Genomic DNA, 15916 nt, shown 5'->3' with positions numbered 1-15916 from the left:
ATGATACGAATTGGACAAGGATTTGACGTTCATCAATTGGCAGAAGGACGTAAGTTGATCATTGGTGGTGTGGAGCTACCTTTTGAAAAAGGGTTGTTGGGACACTCCGATGCGGATGTTTTATTGCATGCAATCACTGATGCTATACTAGGTGCTGCGGGTCTTGGCGATATCGGTCATTTGTTTCCCGACACAGATCCAGAATTTAAAGACGCAGATTCAATCAAGTTGTTGCAAGTCGCAAATCAAAAAGTTTTAGCTACTGGCTTTACTATTGGCAACATTGATTGTACAATTTTAGCAGAACAACCAAAAATGAAACCTTATTTAGAACAAATGAAGGAAAACATCGCCAGAGCCTGTCAAATTGAAGCAGATCAAATCAATTTAAAAGCAACAACGATGGAAAAAATGGGTTTTATTGGTCAAGAAGAAGGAATGGGAGCGATCGCGGTCGCTTTACTTGATAAATAGAAAGAGGAATGCACAATGACAAAAGTACGTGTACGTTACGCACCAAGTCCAACTGGACACCTGCACATCGGAAATGCAAGAACCGCTTTATTCAATTACTTATTTGCCCGTCATAATGATGGTGATTTTATTATCCGTATTGAAGATACAGACCAAAAAAGGAATATTGAAGATGGTGAAAAAAGCCAACTAGAAAACTTAGCATGGCTAGGAATGGATTGGGATGAGTCTCCTGAAAAACCAGGTGAGTATGGTCCTTACCGTCAATCTGAACGTGGCGAAATTTACCAACCATTGATCGATCAATTGTTAGTAAGCAATCGTGCCTATAAATGCTATTGTACTGAAGAAGAGTTGGAAGCTGAAAGAGAAGCACAACGTTCTCGCAGTGAAATGCCTCATTATTCAGGAAAATGTGCCGATTTGACACCTTCTGAACAAGCAGAAAAAGAAGCACAAGGACTTAAACCAGTCATTCGTTTCCGTGTACCAAGAAATACTTCTTACACATTTGAAGATATGGTCAAAGGTGAAATCGTTTTTGAATCAGATAATATCGGCGGCGATTTTGTTATTCAAAAACGTGACGGCATGCCGACGTACAATTTTGCAGTAGCAGTAGATGACCATATGATGAAAATCACGCATGTTTTACGCGGAGATGACCACATTGCAAATACACCAAAACAATTGATGGTGTATGAAGCATTTGGCTGGAAAGCACCAGAATTTGGGCATATGACGTTGATCATCAACTCAGAAACAGGGAAAAAATTAAGTAAACGTGACGAATCGATTTTACAATTTATCGAACAATATCGTGAACTTGGCTATTTACCAGAAGCAATGTTTAACTTTACAGCCTTACTAGGTTGGTCCCCTGTTGGTGAAGAAGAAATCTTCTCTCAAGAAGAATTGATCAAAATCTTTGATCCAGAACGTTTAAGTAAATCACCAGCAGCTTTTGATGGGAAGAAACTTGAATGGGTCAATAACCAATACATGAAACAATTAGATTTAGACGTTTTAACAGATATGTGTCTTCCTTACTTAGTAGCTGAAGGCAAAGTCGAAGCACAACCAAGTAGTGAAAAACTAGAATGGTTGAAAAAAGTTGTTAGCTTATACCAACCGCAAATGAGCTATGCTGCTGAGATTGTTAACGTATCTGAGTTGTTCTTTAATGAACACCCAGTTTTAGATGATGCAGCTAAAGAAGTTTTAGCTGGAGAAACAGTTCCAGAAGTTTTAGCTGCTTTCAAAGCACAATTAGAAGCAATGGACGTTGTGGATGTACCAAGTATCAAAGCTGGTATCAAAGCGGTTCAAAAAGAAACAGGCGTAAAAGGGAAAAATCTATTTATGCCAATCCGTGTCGCGGTTTCAGGGCAAATGCATGGGCCAGAATTAGGCGATACGATCGAACTTTTAGGGAAAGATAAAGCCTTAGATCATTTAAATAACGTTTTATAATAGAAATATGTAGAGAAGAAGAAGTAAAAGAGTGTATGTCTGTAGAGAGACTGTGGATGGTGAAAACAGTTGTCAGCACTTTTTGAAATGCATCTTTGAATAGTTTCGGCGATACGTAGCTGAAAACGGCCAACAACCGTTATCTGTTTTGAGGCAGGGGAACCTGTGAAAAAAAGTGGAACCACGCAGAAGCGTCTTTTAAACGAATGTATTTCGTTTAAAAGATGTTTTTTTGTTTTATTACCTAATTTCACAAGCAGGGGATCTCAGCTAGCTTAAGGCTAAAGCTAGTAGAATAATGAATGTATAGAGCAGAGTACATACTTGGTGAAGGTTTTAGAAAAAAGACCTGACAAGGGCCAAAAGTATCATAACTATATTTTTCCGTCAGAGCTGTGCAAGCCTGCTATGTTTAAGATTGAATGAAAGGAGCGAGAGTATGAGTTGGTTAAAAAGAGCTGTTAGGGCAGTCAAAAACAATGATCCAGCGGCACGTTCGACATTGGAAGTATTGCTGACATATCCAGGATTACATGCGTTATTTTGGCATCGCTTTTCTCATTTTTTATACCGTCATCGTTTATTTTTATTGGCAAAGATACATGCGCAGTTTTGGCGATTTTTAACAGGGATCGAGATCCATCCCGGTGCAACGATTGCGCCAGGTGTTTTTATTGATCATGGAATGGGCGTTGTAATCGGCCAAACTGCAGAAATTGAAGAAGATGTTGTGTTATTTCATGGCGTGACCTTAGGCGGTACAGGTAAGGACACTGGAAAACGTCATCCAACTGTCAAAAAAGGGGCGATGATCCATGCCCATGCGCAAATATTGGGGCCTGTCACAATTGGTGAGCGGGCTAAAATTGGAGCAGCAGCAGTTGTTTTAACAGATATTCCGGATGATGCAACGGCTGTAGGAATTCCAGCAAAAGTGGTCAGAATTAAAGGAGAAAAATTGGAGGTAGCATATGATTCAAATTTATAATACTTTAACAAGAGAAAAAGAAGAATTTCAACCAATAGAGGAAGGGAAAGTTCGGATGTATGTCTGCGGACCGACTGTTTATAATTATATTCATATCGGAAACGCTCGTAGTTCAATGGCCTTTGACACGATTAGACGTTACTTAGAGTACCGTGGTTATGAAGTCAATTATGTATCAAACTTTACGGATGTCGATGATAAAATCATTCGGGCTGCTAAAGAATTGGGTATTACAGCACCAGAAGTTGCGGATCGTTTTATCCATGCATTTGAAGAAGACACGAACATTTTGAATGTTAAACCAGCAACCCTTCATCCTCGAGTAATGGATCATATGTCGGATATTTTAACTTTTATCCAAGCATTGATCGACAAAGGCTATGCCTATGAGTCGCAGGGAGATGTTTATTATCGGACACGTAAATTTGAAGGCTATGGCAAACTTAGTCATCAATCAATTGATGAATTAGAAGTCGGAGCGAGCCAACGTACAGGTGTGGAAAAAGAACTGAAAGAAGATCCGTTAGATTTTGCTTTATGGAAAGGGGCTAAAGAAGGCGAGATTTCTTGGGATTCTCCTTGGGGCGCTGGCCGTCCTGGCTGGCACATCGAGTGTTCTGTTATGGCAACGAAACATTTAGGTGATACAATTGACATCCATGGTGGTGGTCAAGACTTAGAGTTTCCCCATCATGAAAATGAAATTGCTCAAAGTGAAGCGAAAACAGGCAAAACATTTGCGAATTACTGGATGCACAATGGCTTTGTCACAATTGGCGAAGACGATGAAAAAATGAGTAAATCGCTAGGAAATTTTGTCACAGTTCATGAGTTAGTGAAACAAATCGACCCTCAGGTGCTACGTTTCTTCATGGCGACTACACAGTATCGCCGTCCTATTCGTTATAGTGAAACAACGATGAAAGAAGCAGGCGTCAATTTACAAAAATTAAAAAATGCATTTGAAAACTTGTCCTTTAGAACAGCTGACGCAGTGGCAGAACTTGAAGAAGACAGTCAAAAACTAAAAGAATTAGCTGATCTAGAGACACGTTTTACAACTGAAATGGATGACGACTTTAATGCAGCAAATGGGATCACTGTAGTCTATGAAATGGCTAAGTGGTTGAATCAATATAGTGAACAAGAAGCTGTATCAACTGTAGTAATCGAAAAAGCGCTAGAACAGTTCTCACAATGGTTAAGTATTTTCGGTATTTTCTTTTTATCTGAAGAACTATTAGATGATGATATCGACCAATTGATCGAAGAACGCAATCAAGCACGTGCAAACCGAGATTTTGCCCGCAGTGATGAAATCCGTGACTTATTAAAAGACAAAGGAATAACCTTGGAAGACACAGCCCAAGGAACTAGATGGAGAAGAAGCGAATGAGAGATTACACGCAACTGAATGGTTTAGCTTTAGCATATGTCGGAGATGCAATCTATGAGATTTACATCCGTGACTACTTAGTGGAACAAGGCCAAACCAAACCTAATATATTACACCGTATGGCAACACACTATGTATCAGCCAAGGCCCAAGCATTTTTGATACAAGAAATGTTAGAAGAACAATTACTTTCAGAAAATGAAGAGTTAATGTACAAACGTGGTCGCAATGCGAAAAGCCACACGTCGGCTAAAAATGCAGACATTACAACGTATCGTATTGCCACAGGTTTTGAATCATTGATGGGCTATCTTCATTTAACGAAACAAACCGAACGTTTGGAAGAACTGATTGATTGGTGTATAAAAAAAGTAGGTGAAAAAAATGAAAAATGATAAAAAACGTTCATTCAAAGGGAACAAACCGCAAAAAAAACAACCATTTAAACAAGAATCAGTAAGAAGAGAGCGGGAGGTTTCACAAGAAGAAATCGAAGATAACTTTGTTTTCGGGAATCATGCGACGATTGAAGCAATCCAGCAAGGCCGTGGAAATAAATTATTTCTCCAAGAAGACAGTAAAAGTGAAAAAGTTGAGCACTTAAAATTACTGGCAAAAGAAAATGCTGTTCCAGTAAAATGGGTACCAAAGCAAAAACTAGATACAATGACTAATCATGGTGTCCATCAGGGAATCGTACTAGCGATTACAGCCTATGAATACTTAACGTTGGATGAATTACTCGATCGTACGAAAGAAAAGACAGAGACACCATTTTTCTTGATTTTGGACAGCTTAGAAGATCCTCATAACTTTGGTTCTATTTTGAGAACAGCAGATGCAACGGGCGTAGACGGAGTCATTATTCCTAAACATCGTGCAGTTGGCATCACACCAGTTGTAACAAAAGCGTCAACTGGTGCAGTGGAATATATCCCTATTGCGCGTGTCACGAATTTAGCACAAAGTATTGCAACATTAAAGGAAAATAACTTTTGGATATTTGGAACGGATATGAAGGGTACAGATTATCGACAATGGAATACGAAAGGTGCGGTGGCTTTAATCATCGGTAATGAAGGGCGTGGAATGAGTCAGGGCTTGCATAAAGAAGTGGATGAGTTATTGACGATCCCAATGATGGGACATGTTCAAAGCTTGAATGCTGGTGTTGCAGCGGGATTGTTGATGTATGAAGTCTATCGTGGGCGTAATCCTCTTTAGAAAGTTGGACCAATGGCGAGAAAGAAGTGATTTTTTCTCGACCTCTTACATAAAGAAGGTGACAAAGCAACATGAAAAAACAGTTACTGATCGTGGACGGTTATAATATGATCGGTTCTTGGCCTGAACTAGTTCAACTGAAGAACCAAAATAAACTTGAAGATGCCAGAGAAGTTTTGCTTCAACGCTTATCCAATTATGCAAAATATGAAGACTTAGAAGTAATGGTCGTTTTTGATGCACAGTTGGTTCCAGGAATTCAGCAGACATATAAAAAGTATCATTTAACGGTGATTTTTACAAAAGAAGAAGAGACAGCTGATAGTTATATCGAGCGAATTGCAGGTGAGAGAAATGATCGACTGACCCAAGTAACAGTAGCCACGAGTGATTTGGCCGAACAATGGTTAGTTTTTTCAAAAGGAGCTTTACGAACATCAGCTAATGAATTATATAAAGATGTTAAAAAGACAGAACGCACAATTGCAGTTCATGCGACAGATATCCATTTTCAAGATTTTCGACGAAACTCGCCATGGAATATTGAACAATTGTCAAAGTTGTCCGATAAATTGGACGAATTGTCCAAAAAGAAAGATTAATATTTTGTATTATTCTACTTTTGTAAAAGAAAATGTTACGCTTTTTCCAAGCATTTTGGTAGAATGCTTGGAAGGAGAAGGGTATTTATGAATAAGTATGAAGATATCTTAAAAGGAGATACAGTGGCATTTGATCGTTTGTATCGAAAGTATCACCCAGTGGTGTACAAGTTTTGGAAAAAATATTATCTAAAGGACTTCGATCGGGAAGATTGGCTACAAGAAGGTCGAATCATCTTTCATCGTTCGCTAGAAAGATATGAAGAAGCACACAATGTTACTCTGGGAAAATTTTTCAAATCAAATTTTGAAAATCATGTACGTAGTTTAATCAGAAAACAATGCGCTTTAAAACGAACGATCGATACGCAATCCGTCTCATTAGATCAAAAAATAGAATATCAGGGAGAATCTTTTTTTGATTATATAGAGACGGAAGAAGCCGATATATTAGAGCAAATGATCATTCGAGAGAAATTGGAAGAATTGCCAACAATCTTATCACCATTTGAACGAATTACTTTTGAAGGATATATAAATGGCAAAGAATTAAAAGAAATTGCAAAAGACATAGATAGTCGCGAAGTTACTGTTAGAAGTGCATACGATCGGGTAAAAAAGAAAGTAAGAGCGATTATTTATGATTAAATGAGAGAATTGCAACTTTTCACATTAAATAATTATCCATTTATAAATTATAATTAGTTGCATTTCATTTTCTGCTATGGTAAACTTGTTATTTTTATTATTCTGTGGTATGATGGTAAATGAGGTGAATGCAATGCCAACAACTTTAGCTTCCATTAAAAAAGATCTAGAATGTCGTATCGGCAGCAAAATCACATTAGTTGCTCAGACCGGCAGAAAGCGTCAAACTGAACGTAACGGTATTTTGACAGAAACGTATCCATCTGTCTTCGTTGTAGATTTAGATCCAGATGAAAACTCATTTGAACGAGTTTCTTATAGTTATTCGGATGTGCTAACACGCACAGTAGAGATTGAATTTGTCAGTGAAGCAGTCTAAAATTATCGATTTTAAAAGTAGAGCCAAAGCGAGAGAACGCTTTAGCTCTACTTTTTTGATGACCGAGAGATCTCTATTTTCAGTTATAAGTGGAACCAGAATAAAGTATATCGTGTTTTGAAGAGTAAGTTATGTTAAAATTTTATTAGAGATAAAAGGAGGATATGTGATGAGTGAGCAAGAAAAGGTCAATGAAGGACAAAGACAACCAGATTTATTAACTGAAAAAATGATTGGTACCAGAACGATCATCATTTCAGGTGAAATCAACGAACAACTGGCAAAAGAAGTTTGCACACAACTACTTTTACTCGAATCAATCAATAATGAACCAATCAATTTGTTTATCAGTAGTAATGGCGGTCATGTTGATTCTGGGTATTTAATTTTTGATATGATCAATTTTATTGAGCCAAAAGTAAATATTATTGGTTCAGGTTGGGTTGTCAGCGCAGGAGCACTTATCTACTTATCCAGTGAAAAAGATCGTCGTTATTGTTTACCAAATACTCGTTTTATGATTCATGAACCTTCAGGCGGTACACAGGGGCAATCTAGCGACATGGAAATCACCGCGAAAGAAATTATCCGAACAAGAGAAAAAATCAATCAGTTGATTGCGAAAGAAACGGGTAAAGACATTGAACAAGTAAAAAAGGATACAGCAAGAGATTATTGGTTGAGTGCTGAAGAAGCACTTGATTATGGTATCGTTCATAAAATCATCAAGCATAGAAGTGAGATTGTATAGATAGTAAAAAGCTTAGCCAAAGCAAGAATACTTTGGCTAAGCTTTTTATTTCTAGAATATTGGGCGATTTTATTAAACTAATTCCCAAACAGTTGAAGTTGATGGTTGTGCACCTTTTGCCCACCATTTTGCTTTGTACGTTTTACCTTGAAAAGTCACACGTTCACCTGCATTGTAAGCTTTTTTAGCATTCCATTCTACAGCAGTAGTAAATAATGCTTTCCAGGCATCAGATTCATCTGGTTTTTCATTTTGAGTCCACCATTTTGCTTGATATTTCAATCCATTATAGAGAACTTCATCACCTGAATGATAAACTTTTGCTTTATCCCATGTTGTTTTTCCGGAGATAACTGCTTCTTTTTTAGTTGTAACAGTGAAGACTTGACTAAGTTCAGACGCGTTTCCACCTAAGCTATAAGCTTTAATCGTATAAGTGTAAGTTGCATCAGCTTTTAATCCTGTATCTTTGAAATGTGTATTTCCAGTAGTTGTGATCTTTTTGCCATCACGGAATACTTCATAGTTTTTGACACCTAAAAAGTGATCAGATTTTGTCCACATTAAGTCTACAGATGAAGTTGTTGTTTCCATTGAATGGATACCTGTAGGCGCTGTAGGATTCTGAGTGTCTTTTTGTTCAGCAGATTTTGTTAACACATTTACTGGACTAGATTTTTCAGATAAAAGTCCATTTGTACCCACAGCTTCAACTTGGTAGGCATAGGGCGTATTTTCTTTTAGCTGTTCATCCACAATTACATTTGCAGAGGTAGTCGCGATTTTATTATTATTTCTATAAATGTTATATTCTTGTACATTATCACCTTTTGTCCACGTTAATTTTGCAGAAGTAGCTGTTATGTCGGTTGCTTTTACATTTGTTGGTGCAGTAGGTGCTTTTTCTGGTTTTGGAGGTGTTGTTTCAGCTCCATTTTTGATATTTACATCGACTGCTTGATAGAAAGCAGCACCTGTATTACTGACATCCCAAACACCTAAAATGACATGGTAACCTTTGTGATCAGCTGGAATATCCACCGTATGTGTTAAATTAGTATTTGCTTGTGCTCCGGTAAATGGAACGTTTGAGATCAACTGAAGATCACTGCGCTTAATAGGGCTATTTGGATTCCAGCCATTTTTGGTGATGTAATAAGTCCAACGGCTTGTTGCGTGAGTTGCAGTATAATGCCAAGTAATATTTAGCTTGCCAGAATTGATGTCGTTCATTTTCCAATAATTATCTTTTTGAACACTGATTTGACTGCCTAAGGCATCATTTGCAGAAACGATTTTTCCATCTGCAGGTCCGTTTCCAGAGGCACCAGTTTCCCATGAGTATAAATTAATCCCGAAATCTTTTGAAAACCCTTTTCCAGTTTCTAAACTTTGTGGTTCATTTATCACGGCACCATATTTTTGTTGTGCTGCTTGATACCCAATGGTATTTTTTTCAAGTGCTCCATAGTAAGCTCTTGAAGGTGGACTTGAGATATAACCATGAGCAGAAGCATCCTGAGAAGTGAAAACGCCTAATCCCCCCAAGATAATTGACGCAGTTAAAATAAAACCTAAATCATTTTTTTTCATACCTATTCCTCCTGTTACTAAAATAGTTGCTATTCTCATCGTCATGAGAACAACAAGAGTATAGCAAAATTTTTAATGTTTATTCGTTCAAAAATGTCATTATTTTTCTGTATAATAAGTGAAAATACTGTTTGATTATCGATAGAAAAAATAATAACACTTGTTTTATAATATTTCATATAAATATATAGATCATTTTTTTCTAAAAATACGCCCTAAAATGATTTATTTATATATTAATTAATAAGATGGAAAATAGGGCGATTTTTGATCTAATCTATACTTCTCCAACAACATATGTTAGAATTTAAAAGATTGTGAAGATGGTTAGGTATTAGATTAGATAGGTGAAAAGAATGGAAATCATAGAAAAAGCGCCCGCAAAAATCAATTTAGGGTTGGATGCGCTCTATAAAAGGCAAGATGGTTATCATGAATTAGAGATGGTCATGGCTAGTGTAGATTTAGCTGATCGGCTGACCTTTGAGTTATTGCCGAAAAATGAAATAGTGCTCGAAACAGATAGCTCCTTTTTACCAGTAGATAGAAGAAATCACGTGTACCAAGCAGCTGAATTGCTGAAGAATACATTTGATCTTACCCAAGGCGTTAGAATTTATATAGAAAAAAGAATCCCAGTTGCTGCAGGATTAGCTGGCGGCAGTAGTGATTGTGCTGCTGCTCTAAGAGGCCTGAATCGTTTATGGAACCTGGGTTTGTCATTGGAAGAGCTTGCTGAACTAGGCAGTAAAATTGGTTCAGACGTTCCTTATTGTATTCATGGCGGAACAGCATTTGTTACTGGACGTGGTGAAAAAATCGAGTTTTTACCATCAATGCCTCAGTGTTGGGTCGTTTTGGTAAAACCTAAAATGAGTGTTTCAACTAGCTCGATTTTTGGCAGTTTGTCATTCAATAGTATTCAACACCCTGATATTCAGGGGTTGAAACAAGCTATCGAAACGGATGATTATTTGTTGATGACAGAAAAAATCGGTAATGTTTTAGAAGGTGTAACGATCAAACGTCATCCTGTGATCCAACAAATCAAAGATCGTATGATGAAATATGGAGCAGATGCAGCGTTGATGAGCGGCAGTGGTCCAACGGTTTTTGCTTTATGTGAGAAGAAAACAAGAGCGCAGCGAATTTATAATGGGTTAAAAGGCTTTTGCGATGAAGTGTATATTGTAAGGACATTAAAATAAGTTATAAATGAAGAGATGACTAAAATGGCCATCTCTTTATTTTTTTCTGTTTTCTCTTGACGTATTCTTTTCCTTCTGGTAAATTAGTTCTTGCTAATAAATCGTAAATATTACGGTTTGCATAAGACAAATCGAAATGGGGATAAATGAAATGAGAAAAAATAACTGGAAATATATTATAGGATTCCTTTTAACAGCAGTGATTTTTACACTAACGGCCTGTGGACAAACAAAAGAGCAAGATAAATCTGGAAAAAGTGATACAATAAAAGTCGTGACAACTTTTTACCCAATGTACGATTTTGCTAAAAATGTTGTCGGTGATGCTGGAGATGTTCAATTGTTGATCCCAGCTGGAACAGAACCACATGACTATGAACCAAGTGCCAAAGATATCGCCAAAATCACAGATGCAGATGTATTTGTGTACAACAGTCATGAGTTAGAGACGTGGGTCAAAGATGTTCTGGAAAACGTTGATGAGAAAAAAGTGACTGTAGTGGAAGCAGCAGGTTCGATCGATTTAATGGCAGGTGCAGCTCATGAACATGACGATGACGAGGAAGAAGCAGACCATGATGATCACGATCACGAATTAGATCCACATGTTTGGTTAGACCCCGTTTTAGCTCAAAAAGAAGTTGAAGCTATTCGCGATGCATTAGTCAAAAAATACCCAGACAAAAAAGAAATATTTGAGAAAAATGCTACAGCTTACCTTGAGAAGTTGAAGGATTTAGATACAGAATATAAAGAAGCCTTTACGAATGCTAAAAACAAAACGTTTGTGACACAGCATGCAGCGTTTGGCTATTTAGCGAAACAATACGGTTTGACGCAAGAGTCGATTGCAGGAATTTCACCAGATCAAGAACCGTCACCGAGTCGTTTAGCAGAGTTGAAAAAATATATTAAAGAACATAATGTCTCAGTTATTTATTTTGAAACATCGGCTTCATCAAAAGTTGCTGAAACATTAGCAAGTGAAACAGGTGTGGAATTAGCGGTCCTTAATCCGCTAGAAAGTATTACCCAAAAAGAGCAAGATAAAGGTGAAGATTATATTTCAGTGATGAAAGCCAATCTTGACGCATTGAAGAAAAGTATTAAGTAAAGCGAATCGGGATAAAAGACATTTAGTTTTTTCTCCCGATTTTAGGCAGTTTATAAGGCAGAAGAAGGAGTAGAGTCATGCATTATCTAGAAGTCAAAGACCTCACATTTTATTATGATGATGAGCCAGTCTTAGAAGATGTTTCATATTATGTTGATCCTGGCGAATTTGTGATTCTAACAGGAGAAAACGGTGCAGCGAAATCCACGTTGATCAAGAGTACTTTAGGGTTATTAAAACCAACTAAAGGGGAAATCACGATCGCAAAAGAAAATACCACAGGTGAAAAGCTGAGTATCGGTTATATTCCTCAGCAAGTGGCATCATTTAACGCAGGGTTTCCAAGTACGGTGATCGAGCTAGTGCGCTCAGGGCGTTTTCCGCGTAATCGCTGGTTTAAACCTTTAACGAAACGAGATCATCAACACGTAGAAAAAGCGTTGAAAGCAGTTGGTATGTGGGAGATGCGTCATAAGCGGATCGGTGAACTGTCTGGTGGACAGAAACAACGTATCAGTTTGGCTCGTATTTTTGCGACAGACCCAGATTTATTTATTTTAGATGAGCCAACAACAGGGATGGATGAAACGTCTAGAAATGAATTTTATCGCCTTTTACGGCATAATGCACATGATCATGGCAAAGCGATTTTGATGATCACCCACGATCATGAAGATATCAAAGCGTATGCCGATCGACAAATTCGTTTAGTTCGGAAGGAGGATTCACAGTGGAGATGCTTTCATATGAGTTCATGAGAAAAGCCTTTTTAGCGGCAACTTTTATTTCAGTGATTGCGCCGATGTTAGGTGTGTTTCTTGTGATCAGAAGACAATCTTTGATGGCGGATACTCTTTCTCATGTATCGCTCGCCGGAGTTGCATTAGGATTTTTCTTAAATTGGAATCCAGATATCATGACACTTGTCGTGGTGATCATTGCAGCAATTATTTTAGAATATCTACGAATGATCTATAGTACGTACTCAGAAATTTCAATTGCGATTTTAATGTCTGGAGGACTGGCGCTAGCTCTGGTTCTGATGAATCTAAGTGGCGGAAATTCAGCGGCCAGTATCCAGTCGTATCTGTTTGGTTCAATCGTGACGATTACATGGCAGCAAGTCATTATTTTAGCTGTATTGTTTGTAGTACTAGTGATTTTGTTTGTTTTATTTAAACGTCCAATGTATGTGTTGACGTTTGATGAAGATACGGCTCATGTGGATGGCTTGCCGATTCACTGGATGTCGATGTTGTTTAACGTGATCACAGGTGTAGCGATTGCGGTGATGATTCCGATTGCTGGAGCCTTATTGATATCAGCAATCATGGTCTTACCAGCTGCTATCGGGATGCGGATCGGTAAAGGATTTAACACGGTGATTATTATTAGTGTGATCATGGGATTGATTGGCATGCTAACAGGACTGACGGGATCTTATTATTTAGAAACACCGCCAAGTGCCAGCATTACCTTGATTTTTATCGCTTTATTTATTCTTGTGAGTATCGTCCGTAAAGTAGTTGTAACGATGCAACGAAATAAAAAAATGAGTGAAAGAAAAGCATAAATAAGTTAGCTGAAGGTAAGGGAAAAACGAAAGTTTTTTCTCTTATCTTCTTTTTTGTTTCTTAAATTGCGAACTATTTTTCAATTTTGTCAAAAAATGCTCGATTTTTTTTGGAAAACACCCTATAATAGGGAACGATAGATTATGAGGAAGTATCATTTATTTTACTTGTTGAAAAATAATGTATAACGAACCTATAAAAAATAAGGGCTAGTCATTATTCAAATGAATAAAAAACCTTAAAGGAAAGAGGAGAAGAAGTGACAGATTCTAAAATTCGGAGAAGCGAACGATTGATTGATATGACACAGTACTTGTTGGATCATCCCCATACATTGGTTTCTTTGACCCATTTTGCACAGCGCTACAAATCAGCGAAATCATCGATCAGTGAGGATTTAGCGATCATCAAAAAAACATTCAAACAACGAGGGACGGGAATTCTTGAAACCATTCCAGGAGCAGCCGGCGGTGTTCGGTTTATCCCAGAAATTCCATATGAGGAATCAAAAGAATTAGTTATGGCTTTGTGTGAACGTTTATCAGAACAAGATCGTCTGTTGCCAGGAGGATATGTGTATCTTTCTGATTTGTTAGGACAGCCGGAATTGTTGCGCCAAGTTGGGAGAATCATTGCTTCTAAATATTTAGGGGAACAAATCGATGCGGTGATGACAGTAGCGACAAAAGGTGTGCCGATCGCGCAAGCTGTTTCGTATTACTTGAATGTTCCGTTTGTAATCGTGCGCCGTGATTCGAAGATCACAGAAGGCTCGACTGTCAGTGTGAATTACGTTTCTGGATCATCTGAACGGATCGAAAAAATGGAATTATCAAAACGTAGCTTAAAGCGCGGTTCTAGAGTGTTGGTCGTGGATGACTTTATGAAAGGCGGCGGCACGGTCAACGGAATGAAGAGCTTGATCGAAGAATTTGAGGCAGAGCTTGTTGGGATCACTGTCTTTGCAGAGTCTAAATTTAAAGGGCAACGTGCGATTGAAGACTATACATCATTGCTTTATGTGGAAGATGTAGATACACGGACAAAAACAATCAATGTGGTTCCTGGGAATTATTTTGATGAATAGAATTGAAACCAGCTATCAGAAATGATGAGCTGGTTTTTTTATCATATTATTGAGACTTAGTTGTTTTATTTTTTCTTAGGTAAGCAAGCCCAGTTAAGAGAATCAATGATCCGCCAAGGTATAAAATAGATTGTGTGGCAGTTTCCCCTGTTTTAGGAAAGCTCTTGTTGTTCTTTAAAGAGGTTGTATTTTGTGTCGTTGGTTTTCCAGAGTTTTCTTGGTTTATATCTGTGGGTTGATCTGATTTTTTATTAGCAACATAGTAGTAAGTAACGGTTTGCTTCTTATCAGTCAGAGTTCCGATAGCATTTGTGGGTAGTTTGGTTGTATCCAGAGTATAGCCATCAATGATCAATTTGTAAGTAGTCGTTGAGACATCGTAAGGAGTACCAATCAAGCCGCTAATGGTTTGTGATGCTACGAGTTCTTTACCTCGTTCATCAACATATCGAACAGTCAGGTCTTGTGCTTTGACTCGATTTTTTTTGTACGTATAAGTAACGATTTGATCGAGGGCACTTAGTGTCCCAGTCGCATTTGTAGGTAGTTTTGTTTCATCCAAGGTATAACCATCAATGATTGGTTTGTAGACATCTGTTGAGGCATCATAAGGTTCGCCGATCGACCCGCTGATCGTTTTTGAATCAGCTAGTTGATTGCCTTTTTCATCAACATAGCGCACAGTGACGTCATGAGCTTTGATGGGATTTTCTTTATACGTATAGGTAACGATTTGACTTACTTGGCTGATAGTCCCAGTCGCATTTGTAGGTAATTTTGTTTCGTCTAAGGTGTAACCGTCAATAGTCAGTTTGTACTCGGCTGTTGTAGCATCGTAAAGATCGCCTACCATACCACTGATTGGTTTTTTAGGGGCAATTTCAGTGCCATTTTCATCTAGGTATGTAACCAAGACATCTTCACCAGGTAGCGGATCAGCTTTCTTTTGGACGATGTATTCTCCAGAGAATTTGTGAGACAGTTGAGGGTAATTTGAAGGATTTTCTACAGTTGCTGGAATCACAAAAGTACTTATCGTATCCCCCTCTTTTAAAACGATATTGTCTGGAAGGTTGAACGTAAAGGCGTATTTTTCGTCATCAATTTTTGTAACGGTATAATCAAACATCTGATTTCCAGCAGTTGTTCCATTATACGTTTTCCCATTGATTACGATCCAAGCTGCACCATCAAACTTACTTACAGGAACCTTTTCACCAGAAGGCAAGGTACCGAATGCTGCAAGATACCCAGAAATTTGAGTTTGACCTGCATAAGGAGTATCTAATGTAGGGCCTTCAAAAACCAGTTGATCTACTGCGTATGAAGTTTTGGGAAAACAGGTTACAATCAGCAAAATAGCAAAAAAACTTATGAAACTAGCAATTTTTTTCATTTGCAATCT

Annotated in this window: 17 protein-coding genes and 1 other annotated feature; of the genes, 15 read left to right on the top strand and 2 right to left on the bottom strand. The window is 37.8% G+C overall.

What is annotated here, in order from left to right; all coding sequences use genetic code 11:
* The 10 genes from ispF (at position 1) to I580_RS11995 (ending at position 7935) form a co-directional block, all read left to right on the top strand.
* Positions 1–474 (top strand): 2-C-methyl-D-erythritol 2,4-cyclodiphosphate synthase, encoded by a 474-nt coding sequence (gene ispF / locus I580_RS12040; RefSeq protein ID WP_010770356.1) that lies wholly within the window; start codon positions 1–3, stop codon positions 472–474.
* A gap of 15 nt (positions 475–489) precedes the next feature.
* Positions 490–1947, top strand: coding sequence for a glutamate--tRNA ligase (gene gltX, locus I580_RS12035; RefSeq protein WP_010770357.1), 1458 nt, complete (start codon positions 490–492; stop codon positions 1945–1947).
* 1 nt (position 1948) lies between these two features.
* Positions 1949–2149: a binding site (T-box leader), on the top strand.
* A gap of 237 nt (positions 2150–2386) precedes the next feature.
* Positions 2387–2935 (top strand): serine O-acetyltransferase EpsC, encoded by a 549-nt coding sequence (epsC, locus tag I580_RS12030; RefSeq protein ID WP_010770358.1) that lies wholly within the window; start codon positions 2387–2389, stop codon positions 2933–2935.
* Positions 2919–4331, top strand: coding sequence for a cysteine--tRNA ligase (cysS, locus tag I580_RS12025; protein WP_010770359.1), 1413 nt, complete (start codon positions 2919–2921; stop codon positions 4329–4331). Before epsC ends, cysS begins: the two co-directional genes overlap by 17 nt.
* Positions 4328–4726 (top strand): Mini-ribonuclease 3, encoded by a 399-nt coding sequence (locus I580_RS12020; RefSeq protein ID WP_010770360.1) that lies wholly within the window; start codon positions 4328–4330, stop codon positions 4724–4726. The genes cysS and I580_RS12020 overlap by 4 nt, the downstream gene beginning before the upstream one ends.
* Positions 4716–5555, top strand: coding sequence for a 23S rRNA (guanosine(2251)-2'-O)-methyltransferase RlmB (gene rlmB / locus I580_RS12015; protein ID WP_010770361.1), 840 nt, complete (start codon positions 4716–4718; stop codon positions 5553–5555). The genes I580_RS12020 and rlmB overlap by 11 nt, the downstream gene beginning before the upstream one ends.
* Before the next feature lie 71 nt (positions 5556–5626).
* Positions 5627–6157, top strand: a complete 531-nt coding sequence (locus I580_RS12010; RefSeq protein ID WP_010770362.1) for an NYN domain-containing protein — start codon at positions 5627–5629, stop codon at positions 6155–6157.
* An 87-nt stretch (positions 6158–6244) separates the two neighbouring features.
* Positions 6245–6805, top strand: coding sequence for a sigma-70 family RNA polymerase sigma factor (locus I580_RS12005; protein ID WP_010770363.1), 561 nt, complete (start codon positions 6245–6247; stop codon positions 6803–6805).
* A gap of 133 nt (positions 6806–6938) precedes the next feature.
* On the top strand, positions 6939–7184 hold the full coding sequence (locus tag I580_RS12000; protein WP_010761984.1) for a Veg family protein: 246 nt from the start codon (positions 6939–6941) through the stop codon (positions 7182–7184).
* A gap of 169 nt (positions 7185–7353) precedes the next feature.
* Positions 7354–7935: an ATP-dependent Clp protease proteolytic subunit gene (locus I580_RS11995; protein ID WP_010770364.1), complete on the top strand. Its 582-nt coding sequence runs from the start codon at positions 7354–7356 to the stop codon at positions 7933–7935.
* Between the two features lie 72 nt (positions 7936–8007).
* Here I580_RS11995 and I580_RS11990 read toward each other — a convergent pair whose 3' ends face one another.
* Entirely contained in the window at positions 8008–9528 is a 1521-nt protein-coding gene (locus I580_RS11990; protein WP_010770365.1) for a lytic polysaccharide monooxygenase, read from the bottom strand.
* 356 nt (positions 9529–9884) lie between these two features.
* Here I580_RS11990 and ispE point away from each other — a divergent pair, with 356 nt between their 5' ends.
* The 5 genes from ispE (at position 9885) to purR (ending at position 14511) form a co-directional block, all read left to right on the top strand.
* Complete coding sequence (gene ispE, locus I580_RS11985; protein WP_010770366.1) at positions 9885–10736, top strand: 4-(cytidine 5'-diphospho)-2-C-methyl-D-erythritol kinase; 852 nt, start codon at positions 9885–9887, stop codon at positions 10734–10736.
* 151 nt (positions 10737–10887) lie between these two features.
* Complete coding sequence (locus tag I580_RS11980; protein WP_010770367.1) at positions 10888–11850, top strand: metal ABC transporter substrate-binding protein; 963 nt, start codon at positions 10888–10890, stop codon at positions 11848–11850.
* Between the two features lie 77 nt (positions 11851–11927).
* Positions 11928–12608 carry a metal ABC transporter ATP-binding protein gene (locus tag I580_RS11975; RefSeq protein WP_010770368.1) on the top strand — a complete coding sequence of 227 codons (681 nt, stop codon included), beginning with the start codon at positions 11928–11930 and terminating at the stop codon, positions 12606–12608.
* Positions 12581–13423 carry a metal ABC transporter permease gene (locus tag I580_RS11970; protein ID WP_010770369.1) on the top strand — a complete coding sequence of 281 codons (843 nt, stop codon included), beginning with the start codon at positions 12581–12583 and terminating at the stop codon, positions 13421–13423. Before I580_RS11975 ends, I580_RS11970 begins: the two co-directional genes overlap by 28 nt.
* Positions 13424–13683: 260 nt before the next feature.
* Positions 13684–14511: a pur operon repressor gene (purR, locus tag I580_RS11965; RefSeq protein ID WP_010770370.1), complete on the top strand. Its 828-nt coding sequence runs from the start codon at positions 13684–13686 to the stop codon at positions 14509–14511.
* Between the two features lie 46 nt (positions 14512–14557).
* Here the strand turns inward: purR and I580_RS16520 are convergent, their stop codons facing one another.
* On the bottom strand, positions 14558–15907 hold the full coding sequence (locus tag I580_RS16520) for a MucBP domain-containing protein (protein ID WP_010770371.1): 1350 nt from the start codon (positions 15905–15907) through the stop codon (positions 14558–14560).
* Between the last annotated feature and the right edge of the window lie 9 nt (positions 15908–15916).

It is taken from the genome of Enterococcus caccae ATCC BAA-1240 (assembly GCF_000407145.1).
In the GTDB taxonomy this organism is placed as follows: Bacteria; Bacillota; Bacilli; order Lactobacillales; family Enterococcaceae; genus Enterococcus_L; species Enterococcus_L caccae.
Note: the sequence above shows the minus strand (reverse complement) of the source record. Positions and strands in the feature narration are given on the sequence as shown.